This is a genomic window from Pandoraea sp. PE-S2T-3 (genome assembly GCF_002179965.1).
Classification (GTDB): domain Bacteria; phylum Pseudomonadota; class Gammaproteobacteria; order Burkholderiales; family Burkholderiaceae; genus Pandoraea.
On the sequence record NZ_NGUQ01000011.1, the window covers coordinates 121,344 to 145,374 of the forward strand.

At 63.5% G+C, this 24,031-nt stretch carries 22 protein-coding genes and 2 tRNA genes; 14 read left to right on the forward strand and 10 right to left on the reverse strand.

All coding sequences use genetic code 11. The features are described from left to right. Positions 1–2 precede the first annotated feature (2 nt). Both CDV46_RS07920 and CDV46_RS07925 read left to right on the forward strand, forming a co-directional pair. Entirely contained in the window at positions 3–536 is a 534-nt protein-coding gene (locus CDV46_RS07920; RefSeq protein ID WP_441339316.1) for a hypothetical protein, read from the forward strand. A gap of 265 nt (positions 537–801) precedes the next feature. Then, positions 802–1,164, forward strand: a complete 363-nt coding sequence (locus CDV46_RS07925) for a hypothetical protein (protein WP_087722255.1) — start codon at positions 802–804, stop codon at positions 1,162–1,164. Here CDV46_RS07925 and CDV46_RS07930 read toward each other — a convergent pair. Both CDV46_RS07930 and CDV46_RS07935 read right to left on the reverse strand, forming a co-directional pair. Beyond that, the gene (locus CDV46_RS07930) at positions 1,092–1,997 is read right to left on the reverse strand and encodes an ATP-binding protein (RefSeq protein WP_254915970.1); all 906 of its coding nucleotides are present in this window, start codon (positions 1,995–1,997) and stop codon (positions 1,092–1,094) included. The genes CDV46_RS07925 and CDV46_RS07930 overlap by 73 nt on opposite strands. A gap of 266 nt (positions 1,998–2,263) precedes the next feature. Then, positions 2,264–3,187 carry a DMT family transporter gene (locus CDV46_RS07935; protein ID WP_087686609.1) on the reverse strand — a complete coding sequence of 308 codons (924 nt, stop codon included), beginning with the start codon at positions 3,185–3,187 and terminating at the stop codon, positions 2,264–2,266. Between the two features lie 104 nt (positions 3,188–3,291). Here CDV46_RS07935 and CDV46_RS07940 point away from each other — a divergent pair, with 104 nt between their 5' ends. Beyond that, a complete protein-coding gene (locus CDV46_RS07940) occupies positions 3,292–4,068 on the forward strand; it encodes an AraC family transcriptional regulator (protein WP_254915960.1) in 777 nt (258 codons plus the stop codon). Positions 4,069–4,088: 20 nt separating this feature from the next. Continuing rightward, positions 4,089–4,385 carry a YciI-like protein gene (locus tag CDV46_RS07945; RefSeq protein WP_087722257.1) on the forward strand — a complete coding sequence of 99 codons (297 nt, stop codon included), beginning with the start codon at positions 4,089–4,091 and terminating at the stop codon, positions 4,383–4,385. 118 nt (positions 4,386–4,503) lie between these two features. On the opposite strand, the gene CDV46_RS07950 is transcribed toward CDV46_RS07945, so the two are convergent. From CDV46_RS07950 to CDV46_RS07975, 6 genes are all read right to left on the reverse strand, one after another. Next, a tRNA-Glu gene (locus CDV46_RS07950) sits at positions 4,504–4,579 on the reverse strand. Between the two features lie 15 nt (positions 4,580–4,594). Continuing rightward, positions 4,595–4,670 (reverse strand) — tRNA-Ala (locus tag CDV46_RS07955). Between the two features lie 93 nt (positions 4,671–4,763). Then, positions 4,764–5,969 (reverse strand): DSD1 family PLP-dependent enzyme, encoded by a 1,206-nt coding sequence (locus CDV46_RS07960; protein WP_087722258.1) that lies wholly within the window; start codon positions 5,967–5,969, stop codon positions 4,764–4,766. Positions 5,970–5,999: 30 nt separating this feature from the next. Beyond that, a complete protein-coding gene (locus CDV46_RS07965; RefSeq protein WP_087722312.1) occupies positions 6,000–9,068 on the reverse strand; it encodes an FAD-binding and (Fe-S)-binding domain-containing protein in 3,069 nt (1,022 codons plus the stop codon). A 77-nt stretch (positions 9,069–9,145) separates the two neighbouring features. Continuing rightward, positions 9,146–10,423: an MFS transporter gene (locus tag CDV46_RS07970; protein ID WP_087686606.1), complete on the reverse strand. Its 1,278-nt coding sequence runs from the start codon at positions 10,421–10,423 to the stop codon at positions 9,146–9,148. A 356-nt stretch (positions 10,424–10,779) separates the two neighbouring features. Next, a complete protein-coding gene (locus tag CDV46_RS07975) occupies positions 10,780–12,000 on the reverse strand; it encodes a pyridoxal-phosphate-dependent aminotransferase family protein (protein WP_087722259.1) in 1,221 nt (406 codons plus the stop codon). Positions 12,001–12,162: 162 nt separating this feature from the next. On the opposite strand from CDV46_RS07975, the gene CDV46_RS07980 reads away from it, so the two are divergent. After that, positions 12,163–12,879, forward strand: a complete 717-nt coding sequence (locus CDV46_RS07980; protein ID WP_058377723.1) for a GntR family transcriptional regulator — start codon at positions 12,163–12,165, stop codon at positions 12,877–12,879. A gap of 77 nt (positions 12,880–12,956) precedes the next feature. On the opposite strand, the gene CDV46_RS07985 is transcribed toward CDV46_RS07980, so the two are convergent. Both CDV46_RS07985 and CDV46_RS07990 read right to left on the reverse strand, forming a co-directional pair. Then, a complete protein-coding gene (locus CDV46_RS07985; protein ID WP_087686603.1) occupies positions 12,957–13,595 on the reverse strand; it encodes a flavodoxin family protein in 639 nt (212 codons plus the stop codon). 319 nt (positions 13,596–13,914) lie between these two features. Then, on the reverse strand, positions 13,915–14,760 hold the full coding sequence (locus CDV46_RS07990; RefSeq protein WP_087686602.1) for an IclR family transcriptional regulator: 846 nt from the start codon (positions 14,758–14,760) through the stop codon (positions 13,915–13,917). A 287-nt stretch (positions 14,761–15,047) separates the two neighbouring features. Here CDV46_RS07990 and CDV46_RS07995 point away from each other — a divergent pair, with 287 nt between their 5' ends. The 9 genes from CDV46_RS07995 (at position 15,048) to CDV46_RS08035 (ending at position 23,500) form a co-directional block, all read left to right on the forward strand. Beyond that, complete coding sequence (locus CDV46_RS07995; RefSeq protein WP_087687177.1) at positions 15,048–16,496, forward strand: NAD-dependent succinate-semialdehyde dehydrogenase; 1,449 nt, start codon at positions 15,048–15,050, stop codon at positions 16,494–16,496. Between the two features lie 81 nt (positions 16,497–16,577). Next, positions 16,578–17,879: an ABC transporter substrate-binding protein gene (locus CDV46_RS08000; RefSeq protein ID WP_254915961.1), complete on the forward strand. Its 1,302-nt coding sequence runs from the start codon at positions 16,578–16,580 to the stop codon at positions 17,877–17,879. Between the two features lie 111 nt (positions 17,880–17,990). After that, positions 17,991–18,887, forward strand: coding sequence for a branched-chain amino acid ABC transporter permease (locus tag CDV46_RS08005; protein WP_058377720.1), 897 nt, complete (start codon positions 17,991–17,993; stop codon positions 18,885–18,887). Further along, the gene (locus CDV46_RS08010; RefSeq protein ID WP_087686601.1) at positions 18,884–19,897 is read left to right on the forward strand and encodes a branched-chain amino acid ABC transporter permease; all 1,014 of its coding nucleotides are present in this window, start codon (positions 18,884–18,886) and stop codon (positions 19,895–19,897) included. The genes CDV46_RS08005 and CDV46_RS08010 overlap by 4 nt, the downstream gene beginning before the upstream one ends. Before the next feature lie 11 nt (positions 19,898–19,908). After that, positions 19,909–20,682 (forward strand): ABC transporter ATP-binding protein, encoded by a 774-nt coding sequence (locus tag CDV46_RS08015; RefSeq protein ID WP_087686600.1) that lies wholly within the window; start codon positions 19,909–19,911, stop codon positions 20,680–20,682. Further along, a complete protein-coding gene (locus CDV46_RS08020) occupies positions 20,675–21,325 on the forward strand; it encodes a branched-chain amino acid ABC transporter ATP-binding protein (RefSeq protein WP_087686599.1) in 651 nt (216 codons plus the stop codon). The genes CDV46_RS08015 and CDV46_RS08020 overlap by 8 nt, the downstream gene beginning before the upstream one ends. Positions 21,326–21,400: 75 nt before the next feature. Further along, a complete protein-coding gene (locus tag CDV46_RS08025; RefSeq protein WP_087722260.1) occupies positions 21,401–22,561 on the forward strand; it encodes an iron-containing alcohol dehydrogenase in 1,161 nt (386 codons plus the stop codon). 148 nt (positions 22,562–22,709) lie between these two features. After that, on the forward strand, positions 22,710–23,102 hold the full coding sequence (locus tag CDV46_RS08030; RefSeq protein ID WP_087722261.1) for a DUF1801 domain-containing protein: 393 nt from the start codon (positions 22,710–22,712) through the stop codon (positions 23,100–23,102). A 14-nt stretch (positions 23,103–23,116) separates the two neighbouring features. After that, the gene (locus CDV46_RS08035) at positions 23,117–23,500 is read left to right on the forward strand and encodes a DUF4180 domain-containing protein (RefSeq protein ID WP_087722262.1); all 384 of its coding nucleotides are present in this window, start codon (positions 23,117–23,119) and stop codon (positions 23,498–23,500) included. Positions 23,501–24,031: the final 531 nt, after the last annotated feature.

Consider the following 24,031-nt stretch of genomic DNA (forward strand, 5'->3'; position numbering starts at 1 on the left):
CCGTGACTGCAACACCCGCCAACACCGCTTCGAACGCCCCCGAGACCCCTGCCGACGCTGACCTCATCGACAACGATGGCGTCATCCACGAGGCACGTCTGTGGTGCGACGACGGCTGGACGGCCAAGGTGATCAAGAACGAGGAAGACGACGGTTGGGCCGTCGCGATGTACAAGGACGGCGAGTCCGAACCCGCCCTTGTCGGCCCGTGGACCATGGGCCGCGACAAGAAGAATCCGAAACCGCTCGACGTGAACGCCTTCAACACGCTGGTGAAGACCGCCGCCGAAGTGCTGCGCCGTCACGAGCAGCAACTGCGCGCACAAATGCACAAGCGGGTGAGCGTCGACGGCCCCGATGGCGACATCGAGGTCACGCTCGACATCGTGCCCGACGAGTACGATCCGTACGCGACCCTCAGCGCCATCGACCGCTTCGGTGAAACCATCGCCTCGGTGAAAGTGCCGCCGAACTTCAAGCTCTCGCGCAACAGTGCCCAGGCTTGGGTCGCCAACGACTTTCAGCGGCCCCAGTAAGCGCCCGCTCACGGCCTGCGGCCGTCTATCCGGCGCCCATCAAGCGGCGTCGCACTCCCCGGCAACATCACCGGACACGACTAGCACTCCCCCGAACCTTACGGCTTGGCAGCCCGTTACCATCGGTACCGGGATAACGCGCCGTCTGGCTAGCCGCGCCAGCCTCTCCTACGATCTATGACAACGACCGCCGAGACGGTAAGCGAGTGATCGCTCGCGTCGCATCCGTCGCACGCGTCGTTCGTCATTGAAAAAGGGAGACCCCATGAAACGCTTTCACATCGCGCTCGCCGTGCGCGATCTCGGCCAGTCCATCGAAGATTACTCGGCTCGGCTCGGCCAACCGCCCTCGGCCGTCGTGCCCGGTGCCTACGCCATGTGGCGTACCGACTTGCTCAATTTCTCGATCAACGAGTCACCCTCGCGGGCAGGGGAGTTGCGCCATGTCGGCTTCGAAGACGATGCCGCGCCGGAATACAGCAGCAACACCGATTGCAACGGCCTGCTCTGGGAGGCGTTTTCCGCCGCCGAGCAAGACCGTCGCATAGTGAGCACTTACGGGGTGGCGGTCGGCGGGACGTCTGATTTGGCCGCGTCCAGCGACGCCGCGAAGCGCCGCCCCGCGTAGTCGCGGGCAAACTGCGCGGCGATACGCCCGGAGCGAGCGCCCCGGGTGAGTGCCCACTGCAATGCAGCGTCTCGGGCTTCGGCGATCTGTGCATCGTCGAAGCCCTGATGCCCGAGCCAAAGGGCCACGGCCGCCAGATACTCGTCTTGCGAGAAGCCGTAGAACGTCAGCCACAGACCGAAGCGCTCCGAGAGCGATATCTTCTCTTCCACCGCGTCGCCCGGATGCAGCTCGCCGTTCGCGCCCGCGTGCGTGTCTAGGTTGTCGCTGGCGGACTCCGGCACGAGATGCCGGCGATTCGATGTGGCATACACCAGCACGTTCGCCGCACCGCCAGACACCGAACCATCGAGCGCCGTTTTCAATCCCTTGTAGCTCGACTCCCCCGGCTCGAACGACAGATCGTCGCAGAACAACACGAAGCGCTCGGGGCGCGCACGCAGCAAGCCCACGATATGCGGCAGATCGTCGAGATCGGCCTTGTCCACTTCGACCAGCCGCAGGCCCAACGGCGCGAACTGGTACAGGCACGCTTTGACCAGCGACGACTTGCCCGTGCCACGCGCGCCGGTGAGCAGCACGTTGTTGGCGGGATGCCCGGCGACGAACTGCGCCGTATTGCGCTCGATGACTTCACGCTGACGCGACACGTTGCGTAAGTCGTCGAACGAGATCAGTTGCGGATCGGTCACGGGCACCAGCCTTGCACCGCCCTGCCCGCCCTGTCCACCCCGCGAGCCCCGCCAGTGGAAGGCCACCGACGCGCTCCAGTCGACCGTCGGCGACTGGTCGCCGGTCAGCCACTGTTCGACCAGCGCCGTGAGGCGATCCAGCCGTGCGCACAACGGGGCAAGGGCGTCTTGCCCCCCACCGTTGCCGGGTACGCCGCCCGGTGTCGTTCCTGAGTTGATGGATGGCGATGCCTGCGCTGCCGACGCCCGCGCCACGGGCGAGGTGCCCCCCGGCCCCTGCTGCCCGCTGTACAACGGCGCGTCCGTCGAAGCGCGGTCGCCCGCGCCCTGTCCCGGCACGGCCTCATGACCGTTGGCCGGCGTGGTTCCTCGCTCCCGGTGTGCCGTCGATTTCCACGCGGTGCCTGTCATGCCGGCACCTCATCCGAATCCGATGCATCGTCCCCGCCGAAGCCCGGCAACGGACGCTTCCAGCGCTGCGCAATCGCCACGCCCACCAGCGCCACGCCGCCGCCAAGAATATGGAAGGTATGCAATTGCTCGCCCAGCATCAGCACAGCCAGCACTGCCGTCATCACCGGCAGCACGTTGATGAACATGCTGCAACGATTGGGGCCAAGATGGCGAATGCCCTGAATCCACAGAATCGGCAACAGAATCGACGCACCGAGCCCCGCGTACAACACCAGCGGCACGGTCGCCACATTGAGTTGCGCCTGCCCGGCGGGCACCAGCGCGACCATCGGAATCATCGTGATCAATGCCGCGCACGCCTGCACATACGCCGACTGTGTCGACGGCAACGCAACGTGCCAGCGGCGCAGCAATACGCTGTACAGCCCGTAAGACGCCGAGGCGATCAGCATCAGCACGTCGCCCAAGTGAATACCGCCGTCGAGCAGCGTGGCCGGATGGCCCCGCCCGATCAGGTACACGAGCCCCGCGAGCGAGAGCAAACCGCCGACGAGCATGCCGAGCGTCGGCGGCTCGCGCAGCAGCGCCACACTCCAAAGCAACGTCAGCAGCGGTGCGAGCGCCGTCACGATGGCCATGTTCGTTGCCGTGGTGCTATGCGCCGCGAGATACGACAGGCTCTGATAGAACGACATGCTCAGAAAGCCGAGGAAACCGAGCTTCGCCAACTGCGGGCGCACATGCGACCAGTTGCGCATCAGCGGCCGAATGACGAAAGGTGTCAAGACCGCGACGGCCAGCACTAGCCGATAGAACGTAATCGCCGATGGCGCGATCGCGCTGGCAGAGAGTTTCGAGACGATGACGTTGCCGGCCCACAACAGCATGGCGCCCAACGGATACAGGATGTACCCCATGACGATTCCCACAGAAGTCAGAAAAAGGAAGGTCCATCGTCGGCGATAACCTTTTGGGTGTCTCACGCTAAAATAACCAAACCTATCTCAAAAAAGACATCGTCATGGCGCCGACGGATCTGATTTCGACCGATCACCTTCGCTTCGAACGCACCCCCATGCCGATGGCTGCGATGGCGGTCGATTACGGCCACAACACGTTCATCGCATCGCACCGGCACCGGCGCGCGCAACTGCTCTATGCCATTGAAGGGGTGATGATCGTCGCGGCGCCGTCCGGGCGCTGGGTGGTGCCGCCCACGCGCGGCGTGTGGCTGGCTGCCGGGCTCGAACACACGGTGCAGATGAGCGGCAACGTGAAGATGCGCACGGTGTTTGTCGAACCCGACGCCGCCAAGCTGCCCCAAGCGAGCTGCGTGGTGGATATCTCGCCACTGGTACGCGAACTGATACTGGCCGCCATCGCCATTCCGCTCGACTACGCGCCAGACTCACGCGACGCCCGGCTCATGCGGCTGTTGCTGGACGAATTGACCGCCCTGCCCGTGCTGCCGCTCTATCTGTCGTGGCCACGCGACGCGCGGCTCGCCCGCGTGTGCGACCGGCTGGTGCAGACACCGGCCGACGCCGCCACACTCGACGACTGGGCACGCGAAGTGAGCCTGTCGGCCAAGACCTTCCAGCGGCGTTTTGCGGCGGAGACGGGAATCACGTTCGGGCGTTGGCGTCAGCAGGCACGCTTGCTACAGGCGCTCGAAGCGCTCGCGCATGGCGAGAAGATCGTCAACGTGGCGCTCGATCACGGCTATGCTAGTCAAAGCGCGTTTGCCGCGATGTTCAAGCGGCACTTCGGCGTGCCGCCGTCGGCGTTTTATCGTTGATCGTTTACGGAGACACCCTCATGCATTACCTGCTGACTTACGAACTCGTCGATGACTATCTCGACCGGCGCGCTGACTATCGCGACGCGCATCTGGCGCTCGCGTGGCAAGCGGTGGATCGGGGTGACTTGTTGCTGGCGGGGGCATTGGAAGATCCCGTCGACACGGCGGCATTGCTGTTCGAGGGCGAGAGTGCGGCGTCGGCCGAGGCGTTCGCCAATGCCGATCCATATGTGCGCAACGGGCTGGTGAAATCGTGGCGCGTGCGGCCGTGGAAAACTGTCGTAGGGAAGATGGCGAGTACGCCGGTGCGCTGAAGGTGAATTTCTGCGGCACAAAAAACAAAACGCGCTTGGCGATGAAGCCAAGCGCGTTTGCCGACAACCGATTATCTGACGTGCAACCGGAGCTAACCGAGTGTCACGCCGATGAATCTGGCGTCCCCTAGGGGATTCGAACCCCTGTACTCACCGTGAAAGGGTGATGTCCTAGGCCTCTAGACGAAGGGGACTTAAAGTCTTCCGTTTGGTGGAGGTAAGCGGGATCGAACCGCTGACCTCTTGCATGCCATGCAAGCGCTCTCCCAGCTGAGCTATACCCCCGTGCGGCGAAGAAGTGAGACTATAGCGCAGCTTTTTGAAGTTGTGAAGCCCCCTCTCCAAATTTTTTGGAGAATTTCGACAACACCCGAGCCTTTACTGGCTCAGCCCGCGCGCCTCGATTGCCCAAAGCGCTTCAACACGTCCGTGCCGTACGGCGACATACCGGTCATACAGATTCACCGTCGGGTCGCAGTGCCCCGGCACCAGCAGAATCGTCTCGCCGAGCCACGGTGCACTGTCTTCGGTCGCCGACGCCAGCTCCAGTACGCCGTGTTCGTCGGAGGCCGTACGGTAATGCGGCTTGCCCGCTTGCTGCGACGACCAGAACCGAGGCAAGCCCGAATCGGTCGCCACGCTCTTGAGTCCTGCATCGCACACTATCACGCCCGGACGCGCGGTGCTCATTACCGTCGACGCGAGGAACAACCCGTGCCGGAAGCGCCAGTCGTCGCGCCATTCGAGCGAGCCGTAATGCCCGTCGAGAAACGCGTACGAGCCCGGCTGAATCTCGGTGTACACACCGCTTTCGATATCGAATTCCGCCGTGCCGGTGCCGCCGCCCGTCACGACCGGGCACGTGATGCCGCGCGCTTCGAGAAACCGGACATACGCGGCCGCTTTGTCTGCCGCCTGCCGCGCTGTGTCACGTCGCAGATCCCAACTGGCGATGTGCTGTGCGCTGCCGTGATACGCCTGCAAGCCGCCGAAGCGCAGCCCTTCGTAGTGATCGATGGCGTCGACCAGTGCTGCCACCGCATCGGTCGAATCCACCCCGCAACGTCCCTGCCCCACGTCGACTTCGGGCAACACGGCGATGCGCACGCCCGCGCGCTTGGCCGCCATGCCCAGCGGTGCGACCTGACGCACATCGTCCACACAAACCGACAACGTCACGCGCGCGGCCATCGCGACAGCCAGTGCGATGCGCGCTTCGCCAACGAACTCGTTACTGATGTGGATATTGCCGATGCCTGCGTTGACGAACGGGATGGCCTCGGTGACTTTCTGGCAGCAAACGCCGACGGCACCGGCCGCCATTTGCGCACGGGCAATGCTGGTCGACTTGTGCGCCTTGGCGTGCGGGCGCACCGCCACGCCTCGGGCAGCGGCCGCGCTCGCCATGCGTTCGATGTTGGCGTCGAAGGCGTCGAGATCGAGTACCAGCGAGGGCGTGGCGATCTGGGCGAGCGCGTCGCCCGCCTTCGCCACGGGCGGTACGGCAATGCCGCCGACTACCGGCGGCACGGCGGAAGACACTACAGAAGCAGACGTCGAAACAGCGTTGACCGAATCAGGCATGACAATCCTTTGACGGAAGCGCGCGGCAAATTACGCGGACAGCGATGCGGGCAGCGCCTTCGCCAGCACGCGCGCCACATGGAGCGCCTGCGTGTGCGCACCATCGTGAATCTGATGACGGCAACTGGTGCCGTCGGCCACGACGATGGCATTGGCGTTACGTTGCCGGACTGCGGGCAACAAAGACAATTCGGCCATCGCGCGCGAGGTGTCGTAGTGCTCGGCCTCGTAACCGAAACTGCCCGCCATGCCGCAGCATGACGACTCGATCGATGATACCTTCAGCCCCGGCAGCCAACCAAGCACCGCCGTGACCGGCGAGAACGCGTCGAACGCCTTCTGATGGCAATGACCGTGCACGAGCGCCTCACCGACGCCATCGGGCAACGCTTGCCAGTCCACCGAAAAGCGGCCTGCCTTCTGCTCGCGAACCAGAAATTCCTCAAAGAGGAACGCGTTATCCGCCACCGTGCGTGCGGAGTCGCCAAAGCCGTAGCCGAGCACTTCATCGCGCAACGACAGCAGACACGACGGCTCCAGCCCCACGATCGGCACGCCGCGCTCAACGTACGGCAACACCGCATCGAGCAACCGGCGCGCTTCGGACATCGCCTCATCCACGAGCCCGGCTGCCAAGAACGTACGTCCGCAACACAACGGCCGCTCACCCTCACGCCGGTTCACATGCACCGTATATCCCGCCGCTTCGAGCACCTGCTTCGCGGCCAGCGCGTTCTCGGGTTCCATGTAGTTGTTGAACGTATCGACGAAGAGCAGCACTTCACGCTCGCCCTGCGCGGCCTGACGCCCATTCGCAAGATTCGGGAGCGCTGCCTGTCCATCGAGGAACGACCGCCGCAACGCCGGCACCGAGCGCTCCAGCGCGAGACCCAGCCAGCGCTTGGCGGCATTCCCGCCCGGCAGGCGCTGTGCGGCATCGAGCAGGCCGCCGACGCGGCTCGCCCACGGCGCATAGCGCGGCAGATACGCAATCATCTTGTCGCGCAGCGACACGCCGTGCCGCTTCGCCCGTGCATGACGGGCTTCGATCTTGAAGCGCGCCATGTCGATCCCCGTAGGGCAATCGCGCTTGCAGCCCTTGCACGACACGCACAGATCGAGCGCTTCCTTGACGTCGTCGCTGGCCAGCCCGTCCTCGCCCAACTGCCCCGACACCGCGAGGCGCAACGTGTTGGCCCGCCCGCGTGTGACGTGTTGTTCATCGCGTGTGACGCGATAGCTCGGGCACATCGTGCCCGCGTCGAATTTGCGGCAGTGGCCGTTGTTGTTGCACATCTCCACTGCCGACGCGAGGCCGTTCGAGGCGTCGCTGCCGGTGCCGGGCGCGGTCTGCTGGCCCGTGAGCGCGTCGCGCTTCACGTTCCACGCGCTCCAGTCGAGTGCAGGTGTCAGCGGCTTGGCCGCGTATCCCGGGGCGAAGCGGAACAGCTCGCGCGAATCCATCTTCGGCGGGCGCACCATCTTGTCCGGGTTGAAGCGATTCTCCGGGTCGAACAACTGCTTGATCTCGCCAAACGCCGCATTGATGCGCGGTCCGTACTGCCACGCCACCCATTCGCCGCGACATAGCCCATCGCCGTGCTCGCCGGAGTAAGCGCCCTTGTACTCGCGCACGAGCGCCGCCGCTTCCTCGGCAATCGCGCGCATCTTGTGCGCACCGTCGCGACGCATGTCGAGAATCGGGCGCACGTGCAGCGTGCCCACACTCGCGTGGGCATACCACGTGCCTTCCGTGTCGTGACGATGAAACACTTCGGTCAGCCGCCGCGTGTACTCCGCCAGATGTTCGAGCGGCACGGCGCAGTCTTCGATGAAGGACACCGGCTTGCCGTCGCCCTTCATGCTCATCATGATGTTCAGGCCCGCCTTGCGCACTTCCCACAGCGCCTTCTGCGGCCCGGCCTCGGGCATCTTCACGACACTGTCGGGCAAGCCGAGATCGCCCAGCAAGGTAGAGAGATCGACGAGCTTTGCGCGCAGTGCCGCCGCGTCGTCGCCCGCGAACTCCACTAGCAGAATCGCCTGCGGATCGCCCACAAGCGCCTTCTCGATCACCGGCCGGAAGGCCGCGTTATCCATCGCCAGATCGATCATCGTGCGATCGACCAGCTCGACCGCGACCGGCCCAAGCTTGACGATGTGCTGCGTGAGATCCATCGCCTGATAGAACGTGGGGAAGTTCACCACGCCCAGCGTCTTGTGCACCGGCAGCGGCACGAGCTTGAGCGTGATCTGACGGCTATACGCGAGCGTGCCCTCGGAGCCGACCAACAAGTGCGAGAGGTTCGCCACGCCGTCGTCGGTATAAGCGCGCGGGTTCAGGCAATCGAACAGATCGAGGTTGTAGCCCGCCACGCGACGCAGCACGCGCGGCACACGCTCACGCAGTTCCGCTTGCTCGCGCATGGCAATCTCGTGCACGCCCGCCAGAATCGCCTGCGTGCGGGCGTGCGTCGGCGGCGTATGCAGCGAGCCGAAATGCAGTTGCGCGCCATCGGCCAGCACCGCGTCGATGCCAAGCACGTTGTGCACCATGTTGCCGTACTCGATGGAGCGCGAACCGCACGAGTTGTTGCCGGTCATGCCGCCGATCGTGCACTGCGCGGCGGTCGACACGTCCACCGGAAACCACAGACCGTGCGGCTTGAGCCACGCGTTCAGATGATCGAGCACGATGCCGGGCTCGACCGTCACCGTGCGCGCTTCGGCATCGAACGCCACAACGCGGTTGAGCCACTTGCTGTTGTCGATGACGAGCGCTTCGCCGATGGTCTGGCCGCACTGACTCGTCCCCGCCCCACGGGCGAGCACCGGCACGTGCTGATCGCGCGCGATATCGAGGGCGCGGATCAGGTCGTCCTGATCGCGCGGCACCACCACACCGATCGGGAATATCTGATAGATCGACGCATCGGTGGCATAGCGGCCCCGGCTCGCGCGGTCGAACAGCACTTCACCGCGCAATTCGCGGCGCAGTCGTTCCTGCAACGGGGTCAAGGCCACGCCGCCGCGTTGCATCGGCATCAGATGCACGGGCTGGAGCACGGAGGAAGCTGAGGATTTCGATTGCGGATTCATGACGTTGCTGGCGTTGAGCTGGCCTGAGGCGTCGCTGCGCGGGCGGGCCAACGCCCACCCGTGCAGGAGAATGTGGCTTAAGCCGGCTGGCGCGTGGTACTTGCGCCCTTCGCTTCACCGGCGCTCGAGAACTTGCTCTCGGGCTGCATGCGGAAGGCGAGGATAACGCCCACCCCCATCAGGATCATGCTGCCGAGGAACGGCAGTTCCCAGTTGCCCGTGCGGTCGATCAAATACCCCGAGATCACCGGCGAGAGGATGGCCGCGAGCGCTGAGCCCGAGTTCATCATGCCGCTGGCCGTGCCCGAGTATTCCGGCGCGATATCCATCGGAATCGCCCACATCGGACCGATCGTCATTTCGGCGAAGAAGAAGCCGAATGCGAGGCATGCCATCGACACGTACAAATGGTGCGTGAACATCATCGGCACCAGCGAAATCAGCGTGAGCAGCATGCACACCGAGACCATCCAGCTACGTGCCTTCTTGAGGCTGCCGGTGCGCTCGTAGAGCTTGTCGGTCACGATGCCGCCAAGCGTATCGCCGATCACCCCGGCAAAGAACACGCTGGAGGCAAACAACACCGATTTCTTCAGATCGAGGTCGTAGCTATGCAGGAAGTATTGCGGAATCCACGACAGGAACAGCCACAGCGTCCAGCCGTAGCAGAAGTACACGATCGTGACCGGCAGCATGCGCTTGAACAGCGGGCCCCACGGCACCGACGGGCTCTTGGCCTTCAGCGCCGGCAGCACGGCGAGCTCTTCAGTCGTAATGCGCGGATGATCTTGCGGACGCTCCGTGAACGTGAAGCCCCACACCACCACCCATACCAGGCTCACGATGCCGCACAGATAGAACGACTCGCGCCAGCCATGCGTGGTCATGATCGCCACGACGACCACCGGTGCCACTGCGTTACCGATACGCGAGGCGGCGTGCGTGATGCCCTGCGCAAAACCGCGCTTTTCCTTGGGAATCCAGCGCGACATGGCCGACGTGGCCGCCGGGAACGTTGCCCCTTCGCCCAAGCCCAGCAACAGACGCGCGAGCAACAGCGTGACGAGACCACCCGCCATGCCGGTGAGGATGGTTGCGACGGCCCACAACGCACCGCATACGAGCAGCGTGCGCTTGGCGCCGAAGCGATCGCTCACCCAGCCGCCGATGATCTGGAAGACGAGATAGGGATACGCGAAGGCCGAAAAGACCAGACCGATTTCGGTCTTGTTGAGATTGAATTCCTTACCGAAGCCGGCCGCGGCCGTGCTGACGTTGACGCGATCTAGGTAGGTGATGAAATACATGACGCATAGCATCACCAGCACGACTCTCGTCGCTCTGAAAAGCTTCATTGCATGTCTCCTGAAACAGCCCGTAGGGCGCGCCCGTTCGCAGCAGGCGGCGCGTGAGGTGTTGCGGCGGCGCGGGCAGGTTCTGTGACATGGCCCGGCGCCGGCTGAATTGCAAGCAAAGCATTCACTGCAAGGGCGTGCATGGCATACCCCGTAATTCCCGCCTGTTTCCCGAAAGCTGCCTCAGGCAAAGGCGCTCAACGACCCGCTCAACGACCGGTAAGCCAGCGGAAAGCCGCCGCTCAAATCGGCAAACGCCCCGATCAACAATTCGGTCTGCGACAGAATCGGCCTCCAGATCGGGGCGCTGCGTTAGGGCTTGTTCACCGTGATCGCCGGGTCGTTCGATCGCCAGATCAGGCGGCGGCCTTGAGCGACGGCGTGCTCTTGGCTTCGGCCAGATGGGCCATCGCCGCCACCACCCCCGAACCCGCCAGTTTCACGCCCGACAGTTGCAGGCCCATCTCGCAACCCGCGAGCGTGGCCATGAGCGTGAGATCGTTGCAATCGCCCAGATGGCCAATGCGGAACATCGTGCCGCGAATCTTGCCCAGCGCCTGACCGAGCGACATATCGAAACGCTCGTAGATGCGCTTGCGCACTTCATCGGCATCCACGCCCTGCGGCATCACCACGCCGGTGAGCACCGGGCTGTACACCGCCGGGTCCTGACACTGAATCTCGAGACCCCACGCCTGCACCGCACGGCGGGTGGCTTCGGCCAGACGCTGATGACGGGCGAACACGTTGTCCAGCCCTTCTTCGAGAATCATGTCGAGCGCTTCCGACAGGCCGTACAGCAGGTTCGTGTTCGGCGTGTACGGCCAGTAGCCGTTCTTGTTGGCTTCGATGATTTCCTGCCAGCCCCAGAATGCGCGCGGCATCTTTGCGTGGCGGCCAGCTTCGAGTGCCTTCGGCGAGACAGCGTTGAAGCTGATCCCCGGCGGCAGCATCAGACCCTTTTGCGAGCCCGAGACGGTGACGTCCACGCCCCATTCGTCGTGACGGTAGTCCGCCGAGCCAAGACCCGAGATCGTATCGACGAGCAGCAGCGCGGGGTGACCGGCGGCGTCGATGGCACGGCGCACGGCCGCGATATCGGAGGTCACGCCGGTCGACGTTTCGTTATGCACCACGCACACGGCCTTGATGCCATGCGAGGTGTCGGCGCGCAGACGCGCTTCGATCATCTCGGGCTTCACGCCCTGACGCCAGCCGTCGGTGCCCGGCAGGCCGATGAATTCGGGCTTCAGGCCAAGGTTCTCGGCCATCTTCTTCCACAGCGTGGCGAAGTGACCCGTCTCGAACATCAGGACGGTGTCGCCGGGCGAGAGCGTATTGGAGAGCGCGGCTTCCCACGCACCCGTACCCGATGCCGGATAAATCACCACCGGCTGTTCGGTCTTGAAAATCTTCTTGATGTCAGCGAGCACCTTGCGGCCCAGCGCGCCGAACTCCGGGCCGCGATGGTCGATGGTGGGATAGCTCATGGCGCGCAGAATGCGATCCGGCACCGGACTCGGTCCGGGAATTTGCAGGAAGTGGCGACCCGAGGGATGGAAATCGAGCTTCAACATGAACGACTCTCTCCTTTTGAATTTTGCATGCAAAATACTTTAGCAGAGCCGAAAATTCTCGCAAGGGGTGAGAAACACTTTTAATACAGGTGTTTACCCGGGCGGGACGGGACCGGGATTCAGTACGGTACAATCGCCGCCATGAAGGTTTGATGATTTTGAATGCAAAAGATGGAAGACTTGCCGACGATTACCGGAACCGAGATCCCACGCGTGGAACGCCTGCGTTTGCACGACACCGTGGTCGAACACCTGCGCAAGCTCATCATCGAAGGCGTGCTCGCGCCGGGGGTGAAGCTCAACGAGCGTGAGCTATGCGAGACGCTGGGTATTTCGCGCACCCCGTTGCGCGAGGCGTTCAAGGTGCTCGCCGCCGAGGGGCTGATCGACATCGCGCCGAATCGCGGGGCGAGCGTGGCACGCATGACGGAAAAGGAGATCTGGGAGACGTTCGAGCTGATGAGTGCGCTCGAAGGGTTTTCTGGTGAGCTGGCCGCCGAGCGCATGACCGCCGTCGAACTGGCCGAGATCAAGGCGCTGCATTACGCCATGCTGGCGTGTCGCGCGCAGCACGATCTGCCGGGGTATTACGCGCGTAATCAGGAGATTCACGACCGGATCAATGAAGCTGCGCGCAACGGGGCGTTGCGTCAGACTTACATTTCGATCAATCGCCGTTTGATGGCGCTGCGCTTTCGCTCGAACTTCCGCACCGACAAGTGGGACCGGGCCATCGACGAGCATGAGCAGATGATTGCTGCGCTCGAAGCAAAAGACGGCAAACGGCTATCGGAGATTTTGCGCAAGCACCTGCTCGCCAAGCGCGATGCGGTGTTGCAGATTCATGCGGAGCCGGTCGGGGACGTGCGCAACGACTAAGTGGATTAACTCGATTCAGTCGATTCAGTCAATTCAGTCGATCAAGCGCACACCTTCCCCGGCCGACGCCGGGCGCCTCACAGCCGGCGCTCGGCAGCCTCCCGCGCACGACGTGCGAGCACGGCGGGCGATTCCAGCACTTCACCGGCCAGACGCGCGACCAGCGCCGCCACACTGCGGCCGTATTGCTTACCGGCGATGACATCTGCCGGGTCGAGCGCGTAAGCCGCATCGGCTTCCACCCCTTGGCCAGTCACGCTCACGAAGTCTTTGAGACGGCGGGCATGCAGCCCTTCGTCCGGCGTGTCCGGGTCTTCCGGGTCGGCCCACACCATGCCGTGCTTGGCGGCGAGTGCGGCGAAATAGTCGAGCGTGTTGCGCTTGTCGTCGCCCGGACGGTAGCTGAACGAAAACCCGCCTGCCACCTTGTTGCGCCAGCTGCGCGCGCGCCACATATCCATCGTGGCATCGGCAAAAGCCTTGAGCGGCGCGGCGATCCCGCCTTGCAGCGCCGGAGCACCGAAGATAATGGCGTCGGCATTCGCCAGACGCGCCAGCATCATTTCGTCGTGCCACTGACCGTCGATCAATTGATGCGGTTCGATACTGAGTAACTGTGCGTGTGCACCGGCGTCGTTGACGCCTTGGGCAACCGAATGGGCAATCATGGCGGTTGCGCCGCCTTGCGAGTAGTAAACGATTGCGATATTGGACATGGCGTAGTGCTTCCTAACTCAGGATGTCCGCCCCATGGCACCGCCCGGATCGCGCTTCCCTTCGCTTCCGTTGGCTGTCTGGACATCAGTCAAGGCCAGATGATGCCAGCGATAACCCTTAGGGGATAGCCCGCATTCGTGAACATGACTGTTCCGTAAACGATAACAATCGGACGGCCACGCCACGCTGTCCGGGTCATTACATTGTTCTGACAGAAAAATGGCGCGAAGCTGACAGCGTTCGCGCCTGAGGTTTGCCGCAATGGCCCGATAACCGGGCCGCCGACATGGGTTTTGCGTCGGGCTTCAGCGCTCGACGTCAGCGTCTGGCCGGTGCGCCCAACCGCATCGATAACTGGTCGGCCAGCTCGCGCATTTGCCGGCCAATACGTTCGCCCGTGACCGCATCGATTTCGTTGGTCAGAAAACTCACCGCCAGCCCCGCCACCGCGTGCTCGCCCGACGCATCGAAGACCGGCGCGCCAAAGCAGATCATCCCCTCCCGCATCTGACCGTTGTCGATGGAATAACCATCGCGGCGCACCTGCGCCATTTCTTCGGACAACGCCGGATACGTCGCCACGCTCGCCTTGGTCAGCGGTGCCGGCCACGCACCGGCCAGCAGATCGGCGACTTCGTGCGAGGGCAGCGTTGAAAGCATGGCCTTGCCGGTGGCGGTATAGGGGGCGGGCAAGCGCATGCCGATACGGAACGTCACACCCAACGGACGGTTGCCGTTGTGACAGGCGAGATAGATCACCTCGGCGCCATCGAGCACCGACAGCGTGACGGTCTCCTGCGCAAACGCGCGCGAATCCTCCCACACCGCGCGAAACTCCTCGGTGATGTTCGTCTGCGACAGGAACGCGTTCGCCCATCCCATCACGTACGAGCCCATCGTCATGCCGCCATTGGCGTGGCGTTTGACCAGCCGCAGCTTGACCAGCGTGTCGCACAACCCGTGCAGCGTGCTCTTGGGCACACCCGTCTCGCGCGCCAGATCGGCCAGCCCCACGGGCTCGCTCGACGCGGCGATCACGTCGAGGATATTCACCGCGCGCACGACCGCCGGGGCCGTGGTCTTGAGCGGCTCTGCCTCGGGAGCCGCGTTGGCATGGGCGGCGAGATTCGTGTTGGCGGGGACGTCGAGTTTGCGCTTGGGCATGTATCGGAAATCGGCTTCAGGGAAGTAGGTAACTGAAAAACGGCGTGAAACAACGGCTCGCCCGGTGGCGTGCCGCCAGCATGGTACGGGGAAGTCATTCTCATTCCGCCCTAGGAAAACCACCTAGTTGCACCGATACCGTTCAATACGTAGAATTCAATTCAATACATAGAATACCGTTCAATAGATGGAACGGCAAGCTACGGAGCCGAGTGAGCGGAGACCTCGGTGCCAACGTGGCGCGTCATGCCATCAACGACTTCTGCCGGCGTCCCCGGCCCACCACCATGCAACTCAAAGACACCACCCTCTTCAAGCAACTCGCCTGGGTCGACGGTCAGTGGATCGCTGCCGACAGCGGCAAGACGTTCGACGTGCTCGACCCCGCCACGGGCGAAGTGCTGGCCCGCGTGCCGGAACTCGGCGCGGAAGAAACCACGCGTGCCGTGGCTGCCGCCGAAGCCGCCCAGAAGCCGTGGGCCGCCCGCACCGGCAAGGAGCGCGCCGCCGTGCTGCGCCGCTGGTTCGACCTGATGATCGCCAACACCGACGATCTGGCGTATCTGATGACCCGCGAACAGGGCAAGCCGCTGGCCGAATCGCGCGGCGAAATCGCCTACGCGGCCAGCTTCATCGAGTGGTTTGCCGAAGAAGCCAAGCGCATTGACGGCGACGTGCTGGCCACCCCGGCGGCTGACAAGCGTCTGGTCACGATCAAGCAACCGGTCGGCGTGTGCGCCGCCATCACGCCGTGGAATTTCCCGGCCGCGATGATCACGCGCAAGGTCGCGCCCGCCCTCGCCGCCGGCTGCGCCATCGTGGTGAAGCCGTCGGAACTCACCCCGCTGTCCGCATTCGCACTTGCCGAGCTGGCCCATCGTGCCGGCATCCCCGCAGGCGTATTCCAAGTGGTGACGGGCGACGCCCGTGCCGTGGGTGGCGTGCTGACCGCGCACCCGACCGTGCGCAAGCTGTCGTTCACCGGCTCGACCGGCGTAGGCCGTCTGCTCATGGCGCAATGCGCACCGACGATCAAGCGTCTGTCGCTGGAACTGGGCGGCAATGCCCCGTTCATCGTGTTCGACGATGCCGATCTCGACGCTGCCGTCGAAGGCGCGATCGCCGCGAAGTATCGCAACGGCGGCCAGACGTGCGTGTGCGCGAACCGTTTCTATATTCAGGACGGCGTGTACGACGCCTTCGCCGAGAAGTTTGCGAAGCGCGTCGCCGAAATGAAGGTCGGCAACGGTCTGGAAGACGGCGTGGTCATCGGCCCGCTGATCGAAGGCAAGGCCGTGGAAAAAGTTGTGACGCTGGTGGAAGACGCCAAGGCACGAGGCGGCCGAGTACTTGTCGGCGGCGAAGCACATTCGCTGGGCGGCACGTACTACACGCCGACGATCATCGCCGACGCTACCTCGCAAATGCGTGTGGCGCGCGAAGAAATCTTCGGCCCGGTGGCCCCGCTGTTCCGCTTCACGCGCGACATCGACGCCGTGGCCCTCGCCAACGACACCGAATTCGGTCTGGCTGCCTATCTGTATACGCGCGACATCGCCCGCGCATGGCGCACGGCCGAAGCCCTCGAGTACGGCATGGTCGGCCTGAACACCGGGCTGATCTCCAACGAAGTCGCCCCGTTCGGCGGCATCAAGCAATCCGGGGTGGGCCGTGAAGGCTCGCACTACGGCATCGAGGAATACCTCGAACTGAAGTATCTGTGCCTGCAAGTGTGATGCCCGATACGAACAGGCACCCACTAACGGCACTAGACCGATAACACGACACAAGTCGCAATACCACCAAAGGAAACCAGTATGAAGCGCGTGATCCAGCGCGGCATGAAGCCGCTCGCCCTCGCTATCGCGGCCGGTGCCGCCATTGCCTCGGTTGCCGCTACGGCACAAGCCCAGACGCCGGCCGTGAAGCCGATCAAGATCGGCATCGTCACGTTCATGTCGGGCGCCGCTGCCGGCCCGTTCGGCGTGCCCGCCAAGAACGCTGCCGAAGTGACGGCCGCAGAACTCAACGCCGGCAAGGTGCCCGCACCGTACGCCGCCAAGGGCTTCGGTGGTGCACCGATCGAGCTCGTCTACATCGACGAAGCCGGTAGCACCAGCAAGCAAGTGAGCGAGTACCGCAACCTGCTGAATCAAGGTGTGGACTATGTGGTCGGCTACACGTCCTCGGGCAACTGTCTGGCGATTGCGCCGGTGGCCGAAGAAATGAAGAAGGTCACGCTGTTCTTCGATTGCGGCACGCCGCGCGTGTTCGAAGACGCGAGCTTCAAGTACGTCTTCCGTCCGGTCGCGACCGCGACGATGGATAACGTGGGCGCCGCCCGCTATGTCGCCGAGCGCAAGCCCGATCTGCAAACGTACGCCGGCATCAACCAGAACTACGCCTGGGGTCAGGACGCGTGGGCCGACTTCGAAGGCACGCTGAAGTCGCTCAAGCCGAACGCCAAGTCGGTCAGCTCGCAAATGCCGCAACTGGGCGCGGGTCAATACAACGCCGGCATCTCGAGCCTGCTCGCCGCCCACCCGGACGTGCTGCACTCCAGCTTCTGGGGTGGCGATCTGGAAGGCCTCGTGGTGCAGGCCGGTCCGCGCGATCTGTTCAAGAAGTCGCTGACGGTGCTGACCGCCGGTGAGACGGCCACGCACGGCAAGACGCGTCTGCCCGACGGCGTGATCATCGGTGCACGCGGCATGTACGGCATGTTCGCGCCGGACAACGCGCTGAACCGCTGGCTGCGCACGGCCTACAGCGCCAAGTTCAACGACACGCCGAGCTACCCGTCGTACAAGATGAACCAGAGCATTCTCGCGCTCAAGGCCGCTTACGAGAAGGCACAGGCCGCTAACGGCGGCAAGCAGCCGACGCCGGAGCAGGTCATCGCCTCGTTCGAACACCTCGCCTTCGAAGCCCCGGCCGGCAAGATCGGCCTGACGCTGGGCAAGGGTCACCAGGCCGCGCAAGGCACCGCGTTCGGCATCGTGAAGAACGTGAACGGCAAGGTCACCGTGACGGACGTGAAGCAGTACTCGATCGCAGAAGTCACGCCGCCGGAAGGTGTGAAGTCGGCCGACTGGATCAAGGGCGGTCTGAAGCACTAAGGCCATCACGCCTTCGCCGCTTCAACGTAACAAAGCAAGCTTGAGTCGTACCCGCAGGGCGGGCGCCGTGTATCACGCGCTGCCCGCTCTGCGTTCCAAGGAGAATGCGAGATGTCGCAGATCTACGCCGTCCTGGTGGACGGGGTGATGTACGCCGCGTGGCTGTTCCTGGTTGCTCTGGGACTGACCCTCGTCTACGGCGTGCTGAAAATCTTGAATATGGCGCACGGCAGCCTCTACGCGCTCGGCGCGTACGCTGGCGTGACATTGATCGGCCCGTGGGTTGCCCAGGGCGGCAACCTCTACGTGAGCTACCTGTTGCTCGTGCTGGCGGCGATGGTCGCGGGCGGGGCCATCGGTTTCATCATGGAGCGCGGCGTGCTCAAGCGCTTCTACGGGCAAGACCCGGTGGTGCTGCTGCTCGTCACTTATGCGCTCTTCCTGATCATGGAAGACGCGATCAAGCTCGTGTGGGGCGTCGACCCGTACACCGTCTCCGAGCCGTACAGCTTCCTCGGCAACTTCGACGTGGGTGACCTCTCGTACCCGAACTACAACTTCCTGATCGTTGGCGTCGCGCTGATCGCAGGCGTGGGCCTCACGACGTTCCTGAAGTTCACCCGCAGCGGCCGCTTGCTGCGCGCGGTGATTCACGATCGCGAAGTGAGTCAGGCGATGGGCATTCGCGTGAGCCGCTACTTCGTGATCACGTTCATGGCAGGTGCCGTGCTCGCCGCCATCGGCGGCGCACTCACGGCACCGACGGTCTCGGTCGCGCCCGGCATGGGCGTTGAAATCGTGGTGCTCACGTTTGCCGTGGTGGTTATCGGCGGGCTCGGCTCGCTGCCCGGCGCCGCGTTCGGCGCGCTGCTCGTGGGGCTGGTACGCGCGAGTGCCGTGCATTACTGGCCGCAAGGCGAGCTGTTCTCGATCTACATCGTCATGGCGCTGGTGCTGGCTGTGCGTCCCAAAGGCATCTTCGCTCCGATGGAGGCTCGCAAGATATGAGTTCCGCAATCTGTTCTCACCTGCGCGCGCCCGGCACGTGGCTCGCGGTGATCGGCTTCGTCGTCATCGGTGCGGCGGGTCTGGCGCTGCCGCAGTGGCAGTTTCTCGTCTCCGTCGCGTTGTCGAAAGGCATCGTGGCACTGGGCCTCGCGCTGTTGCTGCGCACGGGGCTCGCCTCGTTCGGTCAGGCGTTGTTCTTCGCGGTCGGCGCTTACTGCGTTGGTCTCGGCATGAACTTCTACGGGCTGACGGAGTTGTTTGCGCTGCTCGCGCTGTCGATGATCGTGTCGGCAGTGCTCGCGTTCGTGCTCGGCTTCCTGCTCGCGCGCTATCGCGACATCTTCTTCGCCATGCTGACGCTGGCGTTGTCGATGATCTGCTACGGCCTGTTGCTCAACAACGTTGAACTCGGCGGCAGCGACGGCTTCAACGTGAACGCCCCGACGCTGGGCAGCAGCGCAACGCCGTGGCAACTCACGGGCACCAACCTGTTCGCCGTGGGCTTTATCGCAGCGATCCTTTGCGTGATGGTGGTGGCGCTGTACATGCGCTCGACACCGGGGCGTCTCGGTCCGGCGATCAAGGATAACGAAATCCGTGTGGAGTATCTGGGCACCTCGGCACGCCGGAACATTCACCTGACGTACATCATCGCCGGCGCGCTCGCCGGGCTGGGCGGCGCGTTGCAGGCGTTCAACATCGGCCACATCGATCCGGACATGGCGTTCTGGACGACGTCGGGCGAGTTCGTCTTCATCGCCGTGCTCTCCGGCACGCGCTTCGCGTTCTCGCCGTTCATCGGTGCCCTGCTGCTCGAAGTGGCACGCGCCATGGCCTATCGCTATGCACCGAACACATGGCAAATCGTGATGGGCGCGATCATGCTGGCGATCATCGCGTTCCTGCCGGGCGGGCTCACGAGTCTCGGGCTGGGCCGCCGCAAGACAGCGGCCGCACACCCGGTCACGCAAACGAAGACGGCGCGCGCCTCGGGCGACGCGACGGCATGAGGGCTGGCGAGATGGCATCGAATCACATCATTGAGGCTACGGGCCTGTACAAGACCTTCGGCAGCGTGACACCTGCCCGGGACATCACGGTCAATATCGACGCGCAAAGCGTGGTCGGGCTGATTGGCACGAATGGGGCAGGCAAGACCACGTTCGTGAACATGCTCACGGGCTACATCAAACCGGATCGCGGCGAGATCGTGTTTCGCGGCAAGCGCATCACGGGGCTGGCACCGCGCAAGATCACGCGTCTGGGCATTGCCCGCTCGTTCCAGATTCCGCAACTGTTCGGCTCGCAGACGGCACGCGAGAACATCGAGATTGCACTGGCAATTTCGGGGCTGTCTGCCGATCTGGCGAACGAGAGTCTGGCGCGTCTGGGCGTGCTGGAATTTGCGGACATGATCTCGGGCACGCTGCCCGAGGGCGTTCGCAAGCTGCTGGACATCGCGCTGGCGATGGTCTGCAAGCCGGAAGTGCTGCTGCTCGACGAACCGACGTCCGGCGTGGCCGCGGAAGAAAAGTTCGACGTGATGAACCGCGTGCTGGACGCCGCTCGCCTGCTCGGCATCACGGTGCTGTTCGTGGAGCACGATATGGAAATCGTGCGCCGCTACAGCGACCGCGTGCTGGCGTTTTGCGACGGCCGCATTCTGGCCGACGGCACCCCCGACGTGGTGCTGGCCGACGCGCAGGTGCGCGAGTTGATCATCGGCGAGACGGTGGCCGCAGTGCCTGCGACCGACGGCTCGGCCACTACCACTGGCGAGGTGGCCCATGCTTGAAGTCAAGAATCTGAATGTGCGCTTCGGCGCGACGGACATTCTGCGCGGGGTGCAGTTCTCGGTGCCCAAGGGCGCGATCGTGGGTCTGATCGGCCGTAACGGCGCGGGCAAGACGACGACGCTGCGTGCAATCATGGGGCTGGTGAAACCGGCCTCGGGCACGCTGACGTTCGACGATGTGGATCTGGTGCGCGCACCGTCGCATCAGCGCACGTCGCTCGGCATCGGCTACGCGCCGGAAGACCGCCGCCTGATTCCGGACATGACCGTGGAAGAGAATCTCTGCGTGCCCGCGTGGGCCCTGAAGGCGAAGGATGTGCAGACGCGTCTCGACGCGGTCTACCGCATCATTCCCGAAGCCCGTGAATGGGCGCCGCGCCGTGCCTTGCAATTGTCGGGAGGCCAGCAGAAACTGGTGGCCGTCGGACGCGCATTGATGACGAGTTCGCGCCTGCTGATGCTCGACGAGCCGTTCGAGGGCGTCGCCCCGGCGCTCTCGAAGCGCATCGCGGAAGTGATCGGTCAAATGCGCGGCGCAGGCCTCGCCGTGATTCTGTCGGGCGCCGACCTGCAACACGCGGGCGCGGTGCTGGATAACGTCTACCGTATCGATCGCGGCCAGATGGTCGCGGCGTCTGTCTAGTTTTGTCGCGTGCGGCACGCCGATGCATTGATGCATTGACGTGTGCCGCGCGCAGTCACCAAGAGGAAAACGATGATGAATCCGTTTCGTTTCCAGACGGTCCCCACCGTCATTGTGGAATTTGGTGCAGCCCGCCGTCTCGGCGCGCTGCTGCGTGAGCAGTTTCCGTCGGGCAAGCGCCTGTGCGTGGTCACCGACGGCTTTCTGCACAAGAGCGGTCTGCTGAACCCGGCGCTGGCCGATCTGACGAAGCATGACTGGCAGGTGTCGGTGATCGACGACGTGATCGCCGATCCGCCCGAACATGTGGTGCTCGAAGCTGCCGAACGTGCGCGTGCGGGCGATGCGGAAATCGTGCTCGGGTTGGGCGGCGGTTCGTCGATGGACGTGGCGAAGCTGCTCGCCGTGCTGTTGCCGGGCACGCAGTCGCTCAAAGACATGTACGGCGTGAAGAAAGTGACGGGCACGCGCCTGCCGCTGGTGCAGATGCCGACCACCGCCGGTACGGGCTCGGAAGTCACCGCGGTCTCGATCGTGACGACCGGCGAGACGACGAAGATGGGTGTGGTCGCGCCGCAACTCTTCGCCGATCTGGCCATTCTCGACGCGGAACTCACGCTCGGCCTGCCGCGCGCGGCGACCGCCGCCACCGGTATCGACGCGATGGTGCATGCCATCGAAGCCTATACGTCAGCGCACCTGAAGAATCCTGTCTCGGACATGCTGGCCGTGAAGGCCCTCGAACTGCTCTCGCGTAACCTGCTGCCCGCCTGCGACGACGGCAACAACCGCGACGCACGCGAAGCCATGCTCGTGGGCGCCATGTTCGCCGGTCAGTCGTTTGCCAACTCACCGGTTGCAGCGGTGCATGCGCTCGCTTACCCGATCGGCGGCATCTTCCACGTGGCGCACGGTCTCTCGAACGCGCTGGTGCTTTCGCACGTCATGCGCTTCAATGCGCCTGCTGCCAGCAAGCTGTATGCAGAACTGGCCGACGTGATCCTGCGCGACAACGCCACCGGCAGCGATGAAGCCAAAACCGATGCGCTGATCCGCCACATCGAATCGATGATCGTTGCGACCGCCATTCCGCGCACGCTGCGTGAAGTCGGCGTGAAGCAGGACGACATCGCACGGATGGCCAGCGACGCCATGCTTCAGACCCGCCTGCTGGTCAACAACCCCCGCGAAGTCAAAGAAGCGGACGCGTTTGCCATCTATAGCGCTGCGTTCTGATTGAGCTTCTCTTGCGCCCGTCCTCCGGGACGGGCGCAGCGCCTGCCCCTCGCCCTGAATCGCCCCTCCCCGTTTTTCTCCCCGATTTCCTCTCGTTTTACAATGTGCACTCCCGAACGCCTGTCGCGTTCCCCCGGAGGCACTCGCCATGAAGAAGCCCCAGCCGGAGACTCCCCCCGCGCCCCTTGATGCCGCCGCACTCATCGACGCGCGCATCGCAGAACTGGGGGACTGGCGCGGCGACATGCTCGCCCACGTCCGCGCCATCATCACGAAGGCCAATCCCGGCATCACCGAGGAGTGGAAATGGCGCGTGCCGGTCTGGTCGCTCGACGGCATTCTCTGTACCGGCGAATCCTATAAGACCGCAGTCAAGCTGACCTTCGCCAAAGGTGCCTCGCTGCCCGACCCTGCCAAACTCTTCAACGCCAGTCTCGACGGGAACACCCGCCGGGCCATCGACCTCCATGAAGGCGACACGGTGAACGAGAAAGCGCTCACCGCCCTCATCCGTGCCGCTATCGCTGCCAATCAACCCTAATACCGATTTTGCCCATGCCGCAAGCTCTCAACCCTCGCGATGAGATCGTCACGCTCGACGCTCGTCCCGTTCTGGTCTGGAACGCCCCCGCGAACGCGCTATCCCGTGAAGCCGACGTCGGCGACCTGCTGAGCGCCGCATGGGAGAACGATGTGGACTGGGTCGCCCTGCACACCCACGTGCTGCACGACGACTTCTTCCGGCTCGAAACCGGCCTCGCGGGTGCCATTCTGCAAAAGCTCGTGAACTACCGGGTCAAGCTGACCGTCATCGGCAATATCGACGCTTGGCTGGCGCGCAGCGAAGCATTTCGTGCTTTTGTCCGGGAAACGAATCGGGGCACGACTGCATCATTTGTTGCAACGCTTGATGAGTTTTTACCGAATCCCGAAGCATGAATTTCGGCAATTATTGAACAAACGGACCAGTGATTAACAAAAACTCGAAAAATAAATTTCCAATTAAAAATTAATTGGTTACGAACAAATACGCGTTAATTTTTAATTTTCCAGTTTCAAAAAATCGTAACCAGATTACTTCGCACCTCAAAAAAAGCGACGAAATGCCGCCCGCCAAGGGCTTCGGTGTCCGTCGCACTTCAACTGCCATGACTCAGCAAACGCTGACATTTTATCGAAACAAGAACCATTCAATCAATGTGTAACGATTTTAGAAAGACGTCTTGAAGCGCAAGAGATTGTCTCGGAACCCGGACAAATAACGCATTGACTCTCCGGAACCCGGTGATATCCTTCATCACATCGACGTACGAAATAAACCGGACTACCAAAAATAATGGCGACCGGAATTTAAGTTGAAACATCCGGTGCAGACAATGCGCCCCGTCAGAAAATAGATTGTCCGGGATTGCGGGAACCCCACGGTTACGCCCTTCGTTACCAAGTCCGACGTGAATGCACACCTCAGGG

What these genes read in the sequence shown, in the direction of transcription:
- CDV46_RS07925 (WP_087722255.1), top strand. Translation starts at nt 802, where the DNA reads ATGAAACGCTTTCACATCGCGCTCGCCGTGCGCGATCTCGGCCAGTCC.
- CDV46_RS07935 (WP_087686609.1), bottom strand. Translation starts at nt 3,187, where the DNA reads ATGGGGTACATCCTGTATCCGTTGGGCGCCATGCTGTTGTGGGCCGGC.
- CDV46_RS07940 (WP_254915960.1), top strand. Translation starts at nt 3,292, where the DNA reads ATGGCGCCGACGGATCTGATTTCGACCGATCACCTTCGCTTCGAACGC.
- CDV46_RS07945 (WP_087722257.1), top strand. Translation starts at nt 4,089, where the DNA reads ATGCATTACCTGCTGACTTACGAACTCGTCGATGACTATCTCGACCGG.
- CDV46_RS07960 (WP_087722258.1), bottom strand. Translation starts at nt 5,969, where the DNA reads ATGCCTGATTCGGTCAACGCTGTTTCGACGTCTGCTTCTGTAGTGTCT.
- CDV46_RS07965 (WP_087722312.1), bottom strand. Translation starts at nt 9,068, where the DNA reads ATGAATCCGCAATCGAAATCCTCAGCTTCCTCCGTGCTCCAGCCCGTG.
- CDV46_RS07970 (WP_087686606.1), bottom strand. Translation starts at nt 10,423, where the DNA reads ATGAAGCTTTTCAGAGCGACGAGAGTCGTGCTGGTGATGCTATGCGTC.
- CDV46_RS07975 (WP_087722259.1), bottom strand. Translation starts at nt 12,000, where the DNA reads ATGTTGAAGCTCGATTTCCATCCCTCGGGTCGCCACTTCCTGCAAATT.
- CDV46_RS07980 (WP_058377723.1), top strand. Translation starts at nt 12,163, where the DNA reads ATGCAAAAGATGGAAGACTTGCCGACGATTACCGGAACCGAGATCCCA.
- CDV46_RS07985 (WP_087686603.1), bottom strand. Translation starts at nt 13,595, where the DNA reads ATGTCCAATATCGCAATCGTTTACTACTCGCAAGGCGGCGCAACCGCC.
- CDV46_RS07990 (WP_087686602.1), bottom strand. Translation starts at nt 14,760, where the DNA reads ATGCCCAAGCGCAAACTCGACGTCCCCGCCAACACGAATCTCGCCGCC.
- CDV46_RS07995 (WP_087687177.1), top strand. Translation starts at nt 15,048, where the DNA reads ATGCAACTCAAAGACACCACCCTCTTCAAGCAACTCGCCTGGGTCGAC.
- CDV46_RS08000 (WP_254915961.1), top strand. Translation starts at nt 16,578, where the DNA reads ATGAAGCGCGTGATCCAGCGCGGCATGAAGCCGCTCGCCCTCGCTATC.
- CDV46_RS08005 (WP_058377720.1), top strand. Translation starts at nt 17,991, where the DNA reads ATGTCGCAGATCTACGCCGTCCTGGTGGACGGGGTGATGTACGCCGCG.
- CDV46_RS08010 (WP_087686601.1), top strand. Translation starts at nt 18,884, where the DNA reads ATGAGTTCCGCAATCTGTTCTCACCTGCGCGCGCCCGGCACGTGGCTC.
- CDV46_RS08015 (WP_087686600.1), top strand. Translation starts at nt 19,909, where the DNA reads ATGGCATCGAATCACATCATTGAGGCTACGGGCCTGTACAAGACCTTC.
- CDV46_RS08020 (WP_087686599.1), top strand. Translation starts at nt 20,675, where the DNA reads ATGCTTGAAGTCAAGAATCTGAATGTGCGCTTCGGCGCGACGGACATT.
- CDV46_RS08025 (WP_087722260.1), top strand. Translation starts at nt 21,401, where the DNA reads ATGAATCCGTTTCGTTTCCAGACGGTCCCCACCGTCATTGTGGAATTT.
- CDV46_RS08030 (WP_087722261.1), top strand. Translation starts at nt 22,710, where the DNA reads ATGAAGAAGCCCCAGCCGGAGACTCCCCCCGCGCCCCTTGATGCCGCC.
- CDV46_RS08035 (WP_087722262.1), top strand. Translation starts at nt 23,117, where the DNA reads ATGCCGCAAGCTCTCAACCCTCGCGATGAGATCGTCACGCTCGACGCT.